The 14,718-nt window shown below is 63.7% G+C and carries 15 protein-coding genes and 1 pseudogene; 7 read left to right on the top strand and 9 right to left on the bottom strand.

The features are described from left to right. Positions 1–40: 40 nt before the first annotated feature. A complete protein-coding gene (locus E5X34_RS17690) occupies positions 41–598 on the bottom strand; it encodes a DUF305 domain-containing protein (protein WP_292567281.1) in 558 nt (185 codons plus the stop codon). 139 nt (positions 599–737) lie between these two features. On the opposite strand from E5X34_RS17690, the gene E5X34_RS17695 reads away from it, so the two are divergent. Continuing rightward, positions 738–2,087: a chloride channel protein gene (locus E5X34_RS17695; protein ID WP_292567283.1), complete on the top strand. Its 1,350-nt coding sequence runs from the start codon at positions 738–740 to the stop codon at positions 2,085–2,087. A 48-nt stretch (positions 2,088–2,135) separates the two neighbouring features. Here the strand turns inward: E5X34_RS17695 and E5X34_RS17700 are convergent, their stop codons facing one another. The 4 genes from E5X34_RS17700 to E5X34_RS17715 all read right to left on the bottom strand — a co-directional run bounded on the left by E5X34_RS17700 (position 2,136) and on the right by E5X34_RS17715 (position 5,279). Continuing rightward, on the bottom strand, positions 2,136–3,482 hold the full coding sequence (locus tag E5X34_RS17700; protein WP_292567285.1) for a glycosyl hydrolase: 1,347 nt from the start codon (positions 3,480–3,482) through the stop codon (positions 2,136–2,138). A 296-nt stretch (positions 3,483–3,778) separates the two neighbouring features. After that, positions 3,779–4,285: an invasion associated locus B family protein gene (locus E5X34_RS17705; RefSeq protein ID WP_042645424.1), complete on the bottom strand. Its 507-nt coding sequence runs from the start codon at positions 4,283–4,285 to the stop codon at positions 3,779–3,781. A gap of 253 nt (positions 4,286–4,538) precedes the next feature. Further along, positions 4,539–4,901, bottom strand: a complete 363-nt coding sequence (locus E5X34_RS17710) for a YkvA family protein (RefSeq protein WP_292567286.1) — start codon at positions 4,899–4,901, stop codon at positions 4,539–4,541. Between the two features lie 84 nt (positions 4,902–4,985). Then, positions 4,986–5,279, bottom strand: coding sequence for a 4a-hydroxytetrahydrobiopterin dehydratase (locus E5X34_RS17715; RefSeq protein WP_292316730.1), 294 nt, complete (start codon positions 5,277–5,279; stop codon positions 4,986–4,988). Positions 5,280–5,382: 103 nt separating this feature from the next. On the opposite strand from E5X34_RS17715, the gene E5X34_RS17720 reads away from it, so the two are divergent. Continuing rightward, positions 5,383–5,898, top strand: a complete 516-nt coding sequence (locus E5X34_RS17720; protein ID WP_292567289.1) for a low molecular weight protein-tyrosine-phosphatase — start codon at positions 5,383–5,385, stop codon at positions 5,896–5,898. On the opposite strand, the gene thpR is transcribed toward E5X34_RS17720, so the two are convergent. Then, complete coding sequence (gene thpR, locus E5X34_RS17725) at positions 5,805–6,398, bottom strand: RNA 2',3'-cyclic phosphodiesterase (protein ID WP_095820315.1); 594 nt, start codon at positions 6,396–6,398, stop codon at positions 5,805–5,807. The genes E5X34_RS17720 and thpR overlap by 94 nt on opposite strands. Before the next feature lie 118 nt (positions 6,399–6,516). Continuing rightward, positions 6,517–7,179, bottom strand: a complete 663-nt coding sequence (locus E5X34_RS17730) for an arylesterase (RefSeq protein WP_292567292.1) — start codon at positions 7,177–7,179, stop codon at positions 6,517–6,519. An 81-nt stretch (positions 7,180–7,260) separates the two neighbouring features. Here E5X34_RS17730 and E5X34_RS17735 point away from each other — a divergent pair, with 81 nt between their 5' ends. From E5X34_RS17735 to E5X34_RS17750, 4 genes are all read left to right on the top strand, one after another. Next, positions 7,261–7,959 carry an ABC transporter ATP-binding protein gene (locus E5X34_RS17735; protein ID WP_292567295.1) on the top strand — a complete coding sequence of 233 codons (699 nt, stop codon included), beginning with the start codon at positions 7,261–7,263 and terminating at the stop codon, positions 7,957–7,959. Then, positions 7,959–10,499, top strand: coding sequence for an ABC transporter permease (locus tag E5X34_RS17740; protein WP_292567297.1), 2,541 nt, complete (start codon positions 7,959–7,961; stop codon positions 10,497–10,499). The genes E5X34_RS17735 and E5X34_RS17740 overlap by 1 nt, the downstream gene beginning before the upstream one ends. 240 nt (positions 10,500–10,739) lie before the next feature. After that, positions 10,740–11,480: a Bax inhibitor-1/YccA family protein gene (locus E5X34_RS17745; protein ID WP_126063630.1), complete on the top strand. Its 741-nt coding sequence runs from the start codon at positions 10,740–10,742 to the stop codon at positions 11,478–11,480. Positions 11,481–11,596: 116 nt separating this feature from the next. Continuing rightward, positions 11,597–12,169, top strand: coding sequence for a GNAT family N-acetyltransferase (locus E5X34_RS17750; protein WP_292567300.1), 573 nt, complete (start codon positions 11,597–11,599; stop codon positions 12,167–12,169). 120 nt (positions 12,170–12,289) lie between these two features. On the opposite strand, the gene E5X34_RS17755 is transcribed toward E5X34_RS17750, so the two are convergent. Together E5X34_RS17755 and E5X34_RS17760 are read right to left on the bottom strand one after the other, a co-directional pair. Next, positions 12,290–12,676 carry a DUF2794 domain-containing protein gene (locus E5X34_RS17755; RefSeq protein ID WP_292077808.1) on the bottom strand — a complete coding sequence of 129 codons (387 nt, stop codon included), beginning with the start codon at positions 12,674–12,676 and terminating at the stop codon, positions 12,290–12,292. Positions 12,677–13,465: 789 nt separating this feature from the next. Further along, positions 13,466–14,269, bottom strand: a complete 804-nt coding sequence (locus E5X34_RS17760) for a thioredoxin family protein (RefSeq protein ID WP_292567301.1) — start codon at positions 14,267–14,269, stop codon at positions 13,466–13,468. A 175-nt stretch (positions 14,270–14,444) separates the two neighbouring features. Between E5X34_RS17760 and E5X34_RS17765 the strand changes: the two are divergent. After that, a pseudogene (locus tag E5X34_RS17765) lies at positions 14,445–14,655 on the top strand (hypothetical protein); the annotation flags it as partial. Positions 14,656–14,718: the final 63 nt, after the last annotated feature.

Genomic DNA, 14,718 nt, shown 5'->3' on the forward strand with positions numbered 1-14,718 from the left:
GCCGGTGAGACGGCGCCCGGCTTGCCGCCAGGCCGGCCGATCACCTGTCAATCTCAAGGGTATTGATCCCGGTGCTCTGGTCCGTTTCGGGCGGTGGCGGCGCGGCGCCACGGGCCCGATACGAAGGCAGGTCGGGAGCGCCTGTCGGAGCGGGGTTTGCCTCAAACCGAGCAATCAGGCGCTTCATCTGAGCGATCTCACGAACCTGTGCGTCGATGATGCCGTCAGCCAGCTTGCGAACTTCGGGATCGCGAATGTGGGCGCGTTCGCTGGTCATGATCGCGATCGAGTGATGCGGGATCATTGCCTTCATGTAAGAAACGTCGGTCACGGTTTCCTGGCTCCTGACCAGCCATAACGCGCCGGCAAAAACGGCAATGGCGGCTACGACAATAGCGACGTTTGCAGCGATGCTCTTGTACATCTCCCACATGAAGCCGATCATGATAAGCGCCATCGTGCCGCCCATCAAAATGGCCATCCAGACGCGGGTCTGGCTGAAGAAAACATGATCCAGTGCATATGTGTTCAGATACATGAGCCCATACATGACGATGGTCGACACCACGGTCATTGCGACAAATCGGATGTAGCTCATGCCTCTTCTCCTCGCTAAAGGAGCAGAACTATCGGCGCGAGCGTTTGATCCGTTGTCGGTCCAGGGCTTGGTATTCCGCTCTCGACCAACTTCCCGATGCTGATCGCGCAATAGGCGGAGTCCGTTTGAGAGGACAGGTATGGCCGGCATATCCCGAAAGTACCGTTTGCTGCGGCGTTCCCACGCCATGTGGGTGTCGCGCCGCATCTGGCAGCCGCGCCTGGTCTTCTGGGCCGGCGCCATCTCGATCGGCCTGATCAGCGTCCTGTTCGCCCTGCTCGCCGACCGCGCGCAGGCCCTGTTCCATGTCATGACCGGCAATGACGGCGGCTGGCGCTTCTATCTGCCCCTGGTCGTGACGCCGCTTGGGTTCGTGCTCTGCGCCTGGCTGGCGCATTCCTTCTTTCCTGGATCGCAAGGCAGCGGCATTCCGCAGGCGATCGCGGCGCGGCATCTGCGCGACGAGGACGATCGCAGCCGCATCCTGTCGCTCAGGCTGGTGGTGGGCAAGATCGCGCTCACCATCGTCGGCCTCGCCTGCGGCGCCTCGATCGGCCGCGAAGGCCCGACGGTGCAGGTCGGCGCCTCGCTGATGCTGCAGGCGGCACGCTGGGGCGGCATGGCGCAGGCGCGCGGGCTGATCCTGGCGGGATCGGCCGCCGGCATAGCCGCCGCCTTCAACACGCCGCTTGCCGGCATCGTCTTCGCCATCGAGGAAATGGGCCGGACCTATGAGGCGCGCACCAACGGGCTGGTGCTGACGGCGGTGATCCTGGCCGGCCTCGCCTCGCTGGGCCTACTTGGCAACTACACATATTTCGGCGTCGCCAGGGACACGGTCGCCTTCGCCTCCGACTGGCCGCTGGTGCTGGCCTGCGGCATCATCGGCGGCGGGGTCGGCGCGCTGTTCTCGCTCTCGGCGTTGAAGGTCATGCGCCGCATCCGGCGCTGGAACGCGCTGCAGCCGCTGCCGCGCGCGCTGGTCGTGGCGGCCGTCTGCGGGTTCGCCGTCGCGGTGATTGGCATTGCGTCCGGCGGGCTGACCTTCGGCACCGGCTATGCGCAGGCGCGCGGCGCGATCGAAGGCACGCCGCTGCCGGCCTTCTTCTTCGTGGAGAAATTCGCGGCCGGCCTGCTGTCGATGGTGTCGGGCATTCCGGGCGGCCTCTTCGCGCCGTCGCTGGCGGTGGGCGCGGGACTGGGCAGCACGCTCGGTATGGTCTTCGGCACGGCCACCGGCACCGCGGCGTTGCTCGGCATGGCCGGCTATTTCGCCGGCGTCGTCCAGGCGCCGATGACGGCCTTCGTCATCATCCTCGAAATGACCGGCAACCACGACAATGTCATCGCGCTGATGTGCGCGGCGATGCTGGGCTACGGCACGGCCCGGCTCATCTCCAACGAGCCGCTCTATCACGCGCTGTCGCGCGTCTTCATCGCCGAGGCGATCCGGCGGCGCAGGGTTGCCGGGACAGAACAGCCGCTGTGAAAGCGAAGGCCGGATTTGAGCTCCGGCCTGCTTGTCCAAACGCGCCAGCTATCTGGCAGACGAGATCTCGATTACAATCGGATGATCGCTGAGCAAAAGGTCGAGCGAGGTCGTGTTCGTCACCGTCCGGACAGGATCGGTGCCGACAGTCGGATCATAGATGCTTATGGAAGTCGCCGTGGCGCCAAGGCGCATGGTCACTTGGTCCTGGTCGTTCAACCGTTCGTCCCAGACGACCAGTTGGAACGTCCCGTCACTGCGCCGCAGGAGAAGATCATGGACCGTCGGAGGCTGGTCCGTGATCGTGTAATCCAACGTGCCGGACGTAGCGACCGTACCCTCATCAGCCAGAATAGTCGTAACGTTGTGAAGGTAAGTCGCGGCCTTGCGGGGTGAATAATCGGGCCTGAAGAAACCGAACGACTGGTTGCCGGCCTCATCGGTGCGGTCCCTCAGCAGATAGACCGAAGTGTAGGCATAACCACGCTTGAACTGAGCGAAATACAAATTCAACAAATTCAAACCGTGCAACTCTTCGGTGACCGGTCCTTGGATATTGGTTCCCGTCTCGGTCGTGACACGCGGCAGTGTTTCAAGTTGTTCAGGCGGGTAGCCCCGGAACCATTTCGACCATGTCAGACCGAAGTTTCCGAATAGTCCGTCGACCCGCGAAGCATAGGTTGGGTCGGCAGCATCCCACACCTTGTTGTCGGCCGGATAGGGCGAATGCGGGTGATAGAGGTAGTTGTGTACATTCGCGTAGTCCGCATATCGGGTGCCGTCCGGCATCAAGGTTCCAGCGCCCTGAGGAATTGCAAGAAACTGAAGGCCAACGTTGTCATTTTGCGCTCCCGGTTCCGAAATCGACCACACGGGGTATTTCGCCAGCGCCGGATCCGTTTTGACCGCCTGGTAAAGGTCCCGCTGCAATTTCGCGACCGCCATCCACGAGTAACCGCGCCCGCCGCCTTTCTCGCCTTGATACTCAACAGGCCAGTTGTTTGGCTCGTTGTTGCCCTCAAAAGCCAGCAGCGCGTCGGCCTGCGCCAATACCTTGCCGGTTTCTATCAACCTCTTCAGGTCAGACCCACCGCTCACCAGTCCCCAACTCAGCCGGGCACCGGTTTGCCGATGCAGTTCCAGAAAGGTCTGCATGGTCGTGGGGCCGTTGTCAGTTAACCCCTCTATTCCCGCCCTCACCCACCGGAAGCCGCAATAGCGGACCATCTCGACGGTCTTGGCCAAAGGCTGGCCCCGGTCCGGAAATGTGCTGACGACGCCGATGCTGTTCAGAAAATCCGCGGTCGGAACGGCGGCTCTTGGGTCGGCACGCGAATCCTGAGACCAAAGAGCCAACATCGCGGCGATCGCAAGACACTGGTGTTGGGCGCTCACGAAAGGGTTCCTTCCGGTCCGCTCGCGGGGGAATTTGCTCGGTCTCGGGTTGTCCTCATTCCGCCGGTTCGAGCCGTACATGCCCACCATAGCAACCAGCCTTGCTTGCCGTAACACCCATTCCGCTATTCATCTACCAAATAGCGGTAGGATCTGATGCTCATTTCATGAAACGCCAACTCGCTCTCCGATGCGCAATTGCGCATCGAATCCGTTTCACATTCTTTCCGCAATTGCTCTCAAATGAAAAAGGCCGGGCTTGCGGCCCGGCCATCGGATTCAGACTCGGTCTCTGCCTACTTGCACTTGGCGATCGAGGCCAGCGCGGCCGATATGCCCTTCAGCGAAAAGACATAGGAGGTGGGGTTGCCGCGGCCCGACTTGGCCGACACCTTCATGTCGGTGCCGGTCTTCATGGCGGCGATCAGCACCGGCTCCTCGGCGGCGTTCTCCACCCAGGCCGACTTGCCGCGGGTGAACATCGAGAAGCTCTTCTTGTCGATGGTGACGGTGGCCTTCGAGCCTTCCTGGAAGTTGTAGCCGGCGATGAACTGCGGCTCGTAGGAAACCTGCTGTCCGGGACGCTGGCTGACGAAGAAGAACATGTCGCCATGGTCGAGCGACGGCGGCTGCTTGTCGGTCGGCACGGTCAGCACATAGCAGACCTTGCCGGCCTGCGATTGATAGCTGTAGGTGCCCCAGGCATTGTGCTGGCCGATCTTGGTCGCCTGCTGCGCCAGCGCCGGCGCCGCGAAAGCGGCCGCCAGGACCAGGCTGGAAACTATAGCAATCAATCCGCGCATCGTTCTTCCCGTATTCCAAGTGGTGCGGAGGCGGGCCGCGTGGCGTCCTGCCGTCGCTTCATTTTGATTTAATCAGGGTTACCAAACGGTGAATTCTCCTTGAGAAAAGGAACTCACCCCAGGAAACCGCCACCATCCGCGCCGCCACCGTGGATTGAGGCTGGCGCGACGTCCCGGGCGGAGTTGGATGCCACGAAAACGGCAAGAGTTTGTCTTTTCGAACGCGCTGATTTGCGAGCTGAGCAAGCCGCCGTCAGCCCTTGTCGGCCAGCGCGTCCCTGGCGGCCTGCCTGTGGGCAGGCGTTATATGGGCGCTGACGGCGGCGATCGCTGCGGTCAGCACCGCAAGGTCGTCGGTGTAGCCGAGGCCGACGACGAAATCGGGAATGAAATCGAACGGCAGGACGAAATAGCCCATCGCGCCGAGCAGCGTGGCCTTGGCGCGCAGCGGCGTGTCCTTGTCCATGGCGCAGTAATAGGCGGCGACGACTTCGTCCATGAACGGAATCTGCCGCGCCGCCTTCTTGGCGGTGCGCCAGAATTTTTCACGGATCTCGCCTTCGCCGGCAAGCTTGTCGCCGAAGCCGAAGAAATCGGAACCGCTGCCTTGCGTCATCAATCGCTCCTTGGCGGCCGTGTGCGTCGTTGCACAGGCACACCGCGGGAAAATGTGGTGAAACCGGACCACCGCTGCAAGAGTTCAGCCGAAATACCGGTTCATCCGCTTTGCCAGCTCGATATCCAGCGCCGTCACGCCGCCGGCGTCATGGGTGTTGAGCGTCACGTCAACGGTTTTGTAGACATTGGACCAGTCCGGGTGATGGTCCATCTTCTCGGCGGCCAGCGCCACGCGGGTCATGAAGGCGAAGGCCTCGGAGAAATTCTTGAAGACGAAGCTGCGCTTGATCGACGCGCCGTCGGCGGCGAGCGACCAGCCGTCGAGCTCGGCCAGAGCGGCGGCGATCGCGTCCTTGCTTAGTTTTTCTCTCGTCATGATGATTTCCCGTGCTATCTCGAATTTGACCCCACCATAAGGCAAGTCGCCCAAAGCTGCTTTGCGGTTTTGGGGTTCCAAATGCACAAACAGCGCATATCGAATGAGCATAAAGCCCATAAATTCCGTTCTGTTCGTCTGCCTCGGCAATATCTGCCGTTCGCCGCTCGCCGAGGGCGTGTTTCGCGCCGTCTGGGCCGAGCGTGGCCGGGGCCACCAAATGCTGCTCGATTCGGCCGGGACCGGCGGCTGGCATGCCGGCCAGGAGCCGGACCGGCGCTCGATCGCGGTGGCCTCGAAGCATGGCCTCGACATTTCAGGGCAGAGGGCGCGAAAGGTGCTGCCGGGGGATTTTTCGCGCTTCGACCTGATCCTCGGCATGGACCGGGCCAATGTGCGCGACCTCAAGGCGCTGGCGCCGCAAGCCGCGCGAGACCGCGTCCATCTCTATCTGGACTTCGCCACGGGAAAGGCCGCGGACGTGCCGGATCCCTATTATGACGGCGCCGAGGCCTTCGCTTCGGTCTACCGCATGATCCGCGAGGCGTCGGAGGCGCTGGCGAAGCGGCTCGAGGCGAGCGTTTCGCCCACCAGCGGCCAGGCTTCCTCGACGATATAAGGGCCGCCGCCGACCGAATCGCGCGACGACATCAGCACGAAGCGGCCGACGCGGAAGGGCAACGCGGCGAAATTGCCGCGCGCCGAAAGATATTGCGCGACATCGAGCGGGCTTGCGTTGCGCAGGCGCGCCAGCGTCACATGCGGCGAGAATTTGCGCGGGTCGGCCGGCAGGCCGAGCCGCTGGCAGATGCGGTCGATTTCGCCCTGCAACGCCGTCAGGTCCGGCGAGGCGGACACGCCGGCCCATACCGCATGGGGTTTCTTGCCGCCGAAGGCGCCGACGCCAGAGAGCGTCATCTGGAATGAGGGGCGGTGAACCCTGTCGAGGGCGTTGGCGATCTCGTCGGCGACATGGCCTTCGACATCGCCGATGAAGCGCAGCGTCAGATGGTAGTTTTCGACGTCGATCCAGCGCGCCCCGGGCAGCCCGCCCCGGAGCAGGGACAAGGAGAGAGCGGCGTCACGCGGAATTTCGAGGGCGGTGAAAAGACGTGGCATGTGAAGCCTCCTGTCCTCGAATCGAAACTCTCGGCCCTAGCGAATCATCGATATCAGCGCGGGGCAAGCGGTTTGTTGTCCACAATGTTTCCCCAGCGGAAAGCGTGACTTTTCGGTCTCACGACGCACCGCCATTGTCCGCGATGGCCTTCTCGACCACTGGGAGGATGCGGTCGACCATGATGTCGACTCCCTTCGGATTGGGATGCAGGCCGTCCTCCAGCTGCAGATCGGCGTGGCCGGCGACGCCGTCGAGGAAGAACGGATAGAGCGGGACGCCGTATTTCTCCGCAAGCCGCGGATAGATGGCGTCGAAAGCCTTCTGGTAGTCGGCGCCAAGATTGGGCGCGGCGCGCATGCCGGCGAGCAGCACCGCGATCTTGCGCTCTCTCAGCTTGCCCAGCATGGCGTCGAGGTTCTTCTCGGCGATTTCGGGTGAAAGGCCGCGCAGCATATCGTTGGCGCCGAGCTCGAGGATAACCAGCCTTGTGCCGTCCGGCACCGACCAGTCGAGCCGCGCCAGCCCGCCGCTCGAGGTGTCGCCGGACACGCCGGCATTGGCCACGGTGACGTCGAGGCCCTTCGCCTTCAAGGCTGCCTGCAGCCTGTCGGTGAAACCCTGGCCAGGGCCAAGGCTGTAGCCTGCCATCAGGCTGTCGCCGAAGCCGACGATGGTGAAGGTGGCGGCGCGCGCCGACGAAATGGCGCCGCAAAGGCCAAGGAAAAGGATGAGGGCTGCGAAAACGACGGGGGCTGCGGCAAAACGATGTTTGAATGCCATGCGGCGAGCCCCATATGACCGAAACAACCCAAGCAAGGAGACACGGGCCGTCTCCTTTTCCACATATAGGGCGCTTTTATTGTGACAGAAGCCGTCATCGCGTTGAGGGACGTATCGCTGACGCTCGGCGAGGGCGCATCCTCCGTCCATGTGCTGAAGGGCGTGAGCCTCGACGTGGCGGCCGGGCAAGCTACCGGCATTGTCGGCCCATCGGGCTCGGGCAAGTCGACGCTGCTGATGGTTCTTGCTGGCCTGGAACGGGTCGATTCGGGCACGGTCCGGATCGCCGGCGAGCTGATCAACGGCAAAAGCGAAGACCAGATTGCTTCGTTTCGGGGGCGAAACATCGGCATCGTGTTCCAGTCCTTCCACCTCATTCCCAACATGACGGCGCTGGAGAATGTCGCGGTGCCGCTCGAGCTCGCCGGCCATGCCGATCCGTTCGGGGTGGCCGCGCGCGAGCTCGCGGCTGTCGGCCTGAGCGACCGCGTGACGCATTATCCGGGCGAGCTTTCCGGCGGCGAGCAGCAGCGCGTGGCGATCGCGCGGGCGCTGGCGCCATCGCCGCGCCTCCTCATCGCCGACGAGCCGACCGGCAATCTCGACCAGGCGACGGGCAAGCAGATCGCCGACCTTCTCTTCGCCAAGGCGGCGGAACGCGGCATGACGCTGGTGCTGGTCACGCATGATCCGGTGCTCGCCGCGCGCTGCGCGCGCCAGGTGTCGATGCGCTCGGGGCGGATCGAGGATGCGCCGAAAGCCGTGAGGATGCACGCCTGATGCGGACACTGAAGCTCGCCATCCGCTTCTCGCTGCGCGAGATGCGCGGCGGCCTGTCGGGCTTTATGATCTTCCTTGCCTGCATCGCGCTGGGCGTCGCGGCGATCGGCGGCGTCAATTCGGTGGCGCAGGCAATCTCGGCCGGCGTCGCCGATCAGGGCCAGACGCTGCTTGGCGGCGATCTGCGCTTCCAGGTCAACCAGCGCAGCGCTTCGGATGCCGAGCTTGGCTTCATCCGCAGCCTCGGCGCGGTCTCGCAGACGTCCGGCATGCGCTCGATGGCGCGGCTGGAGGACGGCTCCGACCAGGCGCTGGTCGAGGCCAAGGCCGTCGACGACGCCTATCCGCTCTACGGCGCGCTGGAAACCGATCCGGCGCTGCCGAGGGACCAATTGTTCGGCGAAAGGTCCGGCGTGTTCGGCGCTGCCGCGCCCGACCTCTTGTTCGAGCGGCTCAACGTCCATATCGGCGACAGGCTGAAGCTCGGCAGCGCCGTTTTCGAGTTGCGCGCCAGGCTGGTCAGCGAGCCGGACGCCGTGTCGGACGGTTTCGGCTTCGCCCCTAGGCTGATGATCTCCAGCCAGGGCCTCGCCGCATCCGGCCTGGTGCAGCCCGGCAGCCTGGTCGAGAACGCCTATAAGGTGAGGCTGCCGGAGGGGACTTCCGAGGCGCGGATTAAGGACATTCAGGCGCAAGCCGCGAAGGATTTCCCGCAGGCCGGCTGGTCGATCCGCACGCGCAGCAACGCCGCGCCGGCGCTGTCGGCCAATATCGAGCGTTTCTCGCAGTTCCTCACCCTGGTCGGGCTGACGGCGCTGGTGGTCGGCGGCGTCGGCGTGGCGAACGCCGTGCGCACCTATCTCGACGGCAAGCGCGGCGTCATCGCCACCTTCAAGAGCCTCGGCGCCTCGGGCGGCTTCGTCTTCACCATCTATCTGGTGCAGATCCTGTTAATCGCGGGCCTCGGCATCCTGCTCGGGCTGATCCTTGCCGCCGCGATGCCGTTCGTGGCGAGCGCGCTTCTGCAGTCGGTCATTCCCGTGCCGGCGCAAGGCGGCTTTTATCCAGGCGCGCTGGCCATGGCGGCCCTGTTCGGCCTGCTGGTGACACTGGCCTTCGCGCTCCTGCCGCTCGGCCGCGCCCGCGACGTGCCGGCGACCGCGCTGTTCCGCGAGATGGGTTTCGAAAGCCGCGGCCTGCCGCGCCTGCCCTATACGGGTGCGGCGCTGGCGATCGTCGTCGCGCTGGCGGCGCTGGCGATCCTTTCGGCCAATGACACCCGCATCGCCTCGATCGTCGTCGGCGCCACGGTCTTTGCCTTTCTGGTGCTGCGGCTGGTCGCGGTGCTGGTGCAATGGGCGGCGAAGAAAAGTCCGCGCGTGCGCTCGGTCTCATTGAGGTTGGCGCTCGGCAACATCCACCGTCCGGGCGCGCTGACGCCCTCGGTGGTGCTATCGCTCGGCCTCGGGCTGACGCTGCTGGTGACGCTGGCGCTGATCGACGGGAATCTCAGGCGGCAGATCTCCGGCAGCCTGCCTGAGCGGGCGCCGAACTTCTTCTTCGTCGACATCCAGAGCAGCGACGTCGATGCCTTCGCCAACCTTGTCGGCAAGGAGTCGCCGCGCGGAACGCTGGTCAAGGTGCCGATGCTGCGCGGCCGCATCATGGCGCTCAACGGCGTCGACGTCGACAAGGTGAAGATCCCGGCCGACGGCGCCTGGGTGCTGCGCGGCGACCGTGGCCTGACTTACGACGCCAAGCAGCCGGAGAACGCGACGCTGACCGAAGGCGCGTGGTGGCCGCAGGACTATTCCGGCGAGCCGCTGGTGTCGTTCTCGGCCGAGGAAGGCAAGGCGATCGGGCTGAAGCTCGGCGATACCGTCACCGTCAATGTGCTGGGGCGCAACGTCACGGCGAAGATCGCCAATTTCCGGCAGGTGCAGTGGGAGACAATGGGCATCAACTTCGTCATGGTGTTCTCACCCAACGCCTTTGCCGGGGCGCCGCATGGCTGGCTGGCGACACTGACCGACAAACAAGCCACCACGGCCGACGACGCAAGGCTGCTCAACGCCGTCACCCGCGCCTTCCCGGCGGTGACGACGGTGCGCGTCAAGGACGCGCTCGACATCGTCAACCGGCTGGTCGCGCAACTGGGGACGGCGATCCGTGCCGCCGCCGGCGTCGCGCTGATCGCCTCGGTGCTGGTGCTCTCCGGCGCCTTGGCCGCCGGCAACCGGGCGCGCATCCACGACGCCGTGGTGCTGAAGACGCTTGGCGCGACAAGGCGGACGCTGATTGCCGCCTTCTCGCTGGAATATGTGCTGATCGGCCTTGCGACGGCGCTGTTCGCGCTGGCCGCCGGCGGCATCGCCGCCTGGTTCGTGGTCGCGCATATCATGACGCTGCCGTCGCATTTCATGCCGGAGGTGGCGGTGGCGACGATCCTGGCCTCGCTGACGGTCACCGTCGGCATCGGCCTTGCCGGCACCTGGCGGGTGCTCGGGCACAAGGCGGCGCCGGTGCTGCGCAACCTCTGACCGAGCGCGGCTCCAAGTCCCGGCCCGATTAAATCTTTGTAAGAATGCCCGGCGGAAGGCCCAGAAACCGGCCTTTCGCACTCTCACAAAGCGTTACGACCCGTTACCGTCTTGTTCTTGACGTCAAGAACCATCATATTTCGCGTCAGGCATGCTGGAGCCCCGCCAGCGGCGCCTGGTCCAGGGATCAATCCAAGCGGACCTGTCACCGGACGGGGCAGAAGCAACAGAGGATTTCCAATGGCTGATCCCATTCGCAACTACCAGACGGGCGCCGCCTCCGGCGCGCGAGTCGATATCGATCAGGGCCTGCGCGCCTATATGATCAAAGTCTACAACCTCATGGGGCTTGGCCTGCTCATTACCGGCCTTGCCGCCTGGGGCGCCTTCCACCTCGCCGTGACCGGCGACGGCCAGCTGACTGGTTTCGGCCAGCTCATTTACGCCAGCGCGTTCCGCTGGGTCGTCATCCTGGCGCCGCTCGCCGCGGTGATGTTCCTGTCGTTCCGCATCCAGTCGATGAGCGTGGCGGCGGCGCAGACCACGTTCTGGGTCTATGCCGGCCTTGTCGGCCTGTCGCTGTCGACGATCTTCCTCGTCTACACCGGCACCAGCATCACCCAGACCTTCTTCGCCACGGCCGCGGCCTTCGGCGGCCTGTCGCTCTACGGCTACACGACCAGGCGCGACCTGTCGGCATTCGGCTCGTTCCTGATCATGGGCGTGATCGGCCTGCTGATCGCGATGCTGATCAATATCTTCCTGCAGTCGTCGGCGCTCGCTTTCGCCATTTCGGCGATCGGCGTGCTGGTCTTCGCCGGCCTCACCGCCTACGACACGCAGAAGATCAAGGAGATGTATTTCGAGGGTGACGTCGCCGACGTCGCCGGCCGCAAGGCGATCATGGGCGCGCTGCGCCTCTATCTCGACTTCATCAACCTGTTCATGTTCCTGCTGCAGTTCATGGGCGACCGCCGCTAAGGGCGTTACCCGGTCTCACTGGACCATAGAGTTGCGAAAGGGCGGCCCAACGGCCGCCCTTTCCTTTTTTGCATGCCTTTGCTGTTATCGAGGCAGGAAAACAAACTGCACAGATTATGAGCAATATTGAGATCAGGGCTGCGACTGCGGCCGACCTTGACCGGATCACTGAAATCTACGCCGATGCGGTCGTCCACGGCACGGCGAGCTACGAGCTGGAGCCGCCCACCCGCGCTGAAATGGGCAACCGATTCGACACTCTGGCGGCGGGCGGCTTCCCCTATCTGGTGGCGGAAAAGGGCGGCGCCGTGCTCGGCTACGCCTATGCCGGACCGTTCCGGCCGCGCCCCGCCTACCGATTCGTCATCGAGGATTCGGTCTATGTCGCGCCCGAGGCCAAGGGGCAGGGCGTCGGCTCGCTGCTGATGCGGGCGCTGATCGAAACGGCGCGCGCGGCGGGCTTCCGCCAGATCATCGCCGTGATCGGCGACGGCCATGCCGACAGCGCCTCGGTGCGGCTGCACGAAAAGCTCGGCTTCCGCCATTCCGGGCGATTGGAAGGATCAGGCTACAAGCACGGGCGCTGGCTGGACACGGTGTTCATGCAGCTGTCGCTGAATGGCGGCGCAGAGCTACCGCCGGATCCTGATTCGCTGCCGGAGCGAAGGTTCAGGCTCGGAGGGAAATGAGCAAAATGGGAAAATGGGAATTGAAGAAATGAGGAATTGAAGAACTGAAGAAAGGAAGATCATTTTATCAGGCGCGTAGCGCCTCTTTTCCTCAATTCTTCAGTTCTCCAGTTCCTCTTCTCACGCCTCAACCACCTTCAGCTTGGCATCGAAGACCCCAAGCACGCGGCCGAGTTCCTGGCCGCGCTTGAGGATGCGGCCGCCCGCCGCGATGACGGCGAATGCGCCCTGCCTGCGCGCCAGTTTCGGGTCCTTGACGATCTGGAACAGCGGCACTTCACTGGCCCGGCGGAAGACGGAAAAGACAGCGCGATCAGTGAGATGGTCGATGGCATAGTCGCGCCATTCATTGGCCGCCACCATGCGTCCGTAGAGCCTCAGGATCTGGTCGAGCTCGCGCCGGTCGAATCGCACCGGCTGGTCGAGGCGTGCGCTGCGCGCCTCGTGCAACGGGATCAATATTCCGGATGCTTCCCCATCCTCCGTCCCGCCGCTGTGATCGGTCATGCCTCGATCCTTCGATTGAATCATGCGCCGGCCAAGGTTCGCGCTTTCAGATTCAAATTGCAAGGGCCGGGCAGGCATGCGCAGGGTCGTGCGCTTTCCCAAACGTCCAGTCACGTTTGCGAAACACATGTTGGAATTGGTGATACTCTGCCACATTCTTGCCACAAATAATCCGCGCTCATGCCCCAATCTCCGACGAGTTTACCGGCGTTGCCTGAGACGGTTCGGTCCGGCACCGGCTCGTAAACCCCAAGCCCCCCGCCCACGGGTCAGCGTCGGATCGAACCAACCTCGGTTTTTCCTTGGAAAAATCAGGTGCGACGATCCCAAAACCTGAATGACCGGCGTCAGAAGCAAGCTGACGCCGGTTTTTTTATTTTTCCTTCTCCTGTTGTCTGCGGCATGCACACATTTCCGAGCATCTGGTCTTGGCGATAGGGTGCATGGCAGCTTGGCGCACGCATTGTCCAATGTAGCGCTGGTCGACCCCCACTCCGTCTCGGCTTCGCCGAGCCACCTCTCCCCCGATCGACGGGGTAGAGGAAGGCGCCAAGCTTTTTGGCGTCAGCGCTCGTCCAGCAACGCTCCCTTCCTTTCCCTCCGGAGGGGGGAAGGTGGCGCTGCGAAGCAGCGACGGATTGGGGGAACCACGTGGCAATCAAGCCTCCGCCTGATCAGTCACGCCGATCAAGGCATGCCGGCTATTCGAACTCCCAAAGATAGTCCTGCCTTGTGGTGAGAAGCAGTCCGCGCTAGCGGACGAGAAGCCAATTGCTAGAAGGTGGCAGCTTAAAGCCGATCCGGCTTGCGGATGAAGGCGGCGCCGAGGATCGGGCCGGGCATGCCGTCCTTGCCGACCGACTGCAGCAGCACCGCGCAGCCGCCCTTCTTGGCGATCTCGGTCATCGGCAATTCGTAACGCTGGGCCTTGCCGTGCCACATGCCGGCGGTCTGGATGTCGGAAACTGCGTTCCAGTAGGTCAGGCTGCGGCCGCTGTTCTCGCCCTGGCCAATCTTCACCATCTGCGGCGGATCGAAATAGACGATCACCACATGGGCATCCGCCGGGCCGTTGCCGGCATCGCCCGCGTCGATCATGACACGGTCGCTGGTGCGGCTCACTTTGATGGCGACCCGCATGCCTTCGCCGGTCCTGTCCATCCGGGCCAAGGCGCCGTCGACATCCTTGCGGCTGGCACCGTTGACGTGGCTGCGGCCGTTGATGACGGCTTGCGGCGTATAGACCGAGCGGCTGCCGAAGGCGCGCATATAGTCATATTGCCGCTCGGTGTTCTCCTTGGTGCTCAGCGTGTCCTGCCAGCCGAGATAGTCCCAGTAATTGACGTGGTAGGCGAGCGCGATGATGTTGTCCTTGCCGGCGAGCTCGGCGAAGAACTCGTCCGCCGGCGGACAGGAACTGCAGCCCTGGCTGGTGAACAATTCGACCACGCCCAAGGGCCTGGCGATTTGGGGGTTGTCGGCCTGGGACTTGTCGGTCGCGGCCTTCTCAGGCTCGGCTGGCAGGGCCACGCCGCCCAACGCCGTAAGGGCCAGCGCTGCTGCCGCAAGCCGCAATCGTCCTCGAAATGCCATGACTTTTCCAATTCCCGCCGGTGACGCCGGCTTTGTTCTGATTGCTAAAATATGTGGCAGAAGCGGCGGTCAACGGGAAGTCACGTTGCGGTGAAATTTTTGCTGTTTCAGCCGCAGGTAAGGGCCCAATAGGAGAGCGGTTGCATTTCAAGGCGCGGTTCGATCGGGGAGCAGCATCCGAACCACGTGGCAAACTCTCCTGACCTCCGTCGATCTTTATTGCGAACGGACGGACCAAGACTTTGGGCGGAGCCGGCTAATGCTTTGACCAACCTGGCTTTCATTGCCGCGGGACTGTAGGGCGTCCGGCAAGTGCGGCAATACAGGATCGGCAGCTTCGCCGAGCTGCTGGCCTGGTGGTGGTCGCGATCGGCATCGGCTCGACGGGCTGATGCTGGCGGTGCTGCTGGCCGCGACGGCGGGGTTTGGAAAGCAAGGGCAGTAGGGCA

It is taken from the genome of Mesorhizobium sp. (assembly GCF_004963255.1).
Classification (GTDB): domain Bacteria; phylum Pseudomonadota; class Alphaproteobacteria; order Rhizobiales; family Rhizobiaceae; genus Mesorhizobium.

Excerpts from the sequence above, each read along its gene's own strand:
- thpR (WP_095820315.1), bottom strand. The coding sequence starts at position 6,398 with ATGCCACGTCTTTTCACCGCCCTCGAAATTCCGCGTGACGCCGCTCTC.
- E5X34_RS17720 (WP_292567289.1), top strand. The coding sequence starts at position 5,383 with ATGAGCATAAAGCCCATAAATTCCGTTCTGTTCGTCTGCCTCGGCAAT.
- E5X34_RS17750 (WP_292567300.1), top strand. The coding sequence starts at position 11,597 with ATGAGCAATATTGAGATCAGGGCTGCGACTGCGGCCGACCTTGACCGG.
- E5X34_RS17715 (WP_292316730.1), bottom strand. The coding sequence starts at position 5,279 with ATGACGAGAGAAAAACTAAGCAAGGACGCGATCGCCGCCGCTCTGGCC.
- E5X34_RS17695 (WP_292567283.1), top strand. The coding sequence starts at position 738 with ATGGCCGGCATATCCCGAAAGTACCGTTTGCTGCGGCGTTCCCACGCC.
- E5X34_RS17740 (WP_292567297.1), top strand. The coding sequence starts at position 7,959 with ATGCGGACACTGAAGCTCGCCATCCGCTTCTCGCTGCGCGAGATGCGC.
- E5X34_RS17705 (WP_042645424.1), bottom strand. The coding sequence starts at position 4,285 with ATGCGCGGATTGATTGCTATAGTTTCCAGCCTGGTCCTGGCGGCCGCT.
- E5X34_RS17760 (WP_292567301.1), bottom strand. The coding sequence starts at position 14,269 with ATGGCATTTCGAGGACGATTGCGGCTTGCGGCAGCAGCGCTGGCCCTT.
- E5X34_RS17730 (WP_292567292.1), bottom strand. The coding sequence starts at position 7,179 with ATGGCATTCAAACATCGTTTTGCCGCAGCCCCCGTCGTTTTCGCAGCC.
- E5X34_RS17710 (WP_292567286.1), bottom strand. The coding sequence starts at position 4,901 with ATGACGCAAGGCAGCGGTTCCGATTTCTTCGGCTTCGGCGACAAGCTT.
- E5X34_RS17755 (WP_292077808.1), bottom strand. The coding sequence starts at position 12,676 with ATGACCGATCACAGCGGCGGGACGGAGGATGGGGAAGCATCCGGAATA.
- E5X34_RS17690 (WP_292567281.1), bottom strand. The coding sequence starts at position 598 with ATGAGCTACATCCGATTTGTCGCAATGACCGTGGTGTCGACCATCGTC.
- E5X34_RS17745 (WP_126063630.1), top strand. The coding sequence starts at position 10,740 with ATGGCTGATCCCATTCGCAACTACCAGACGGGCGCCGCCTCCGGCGCG.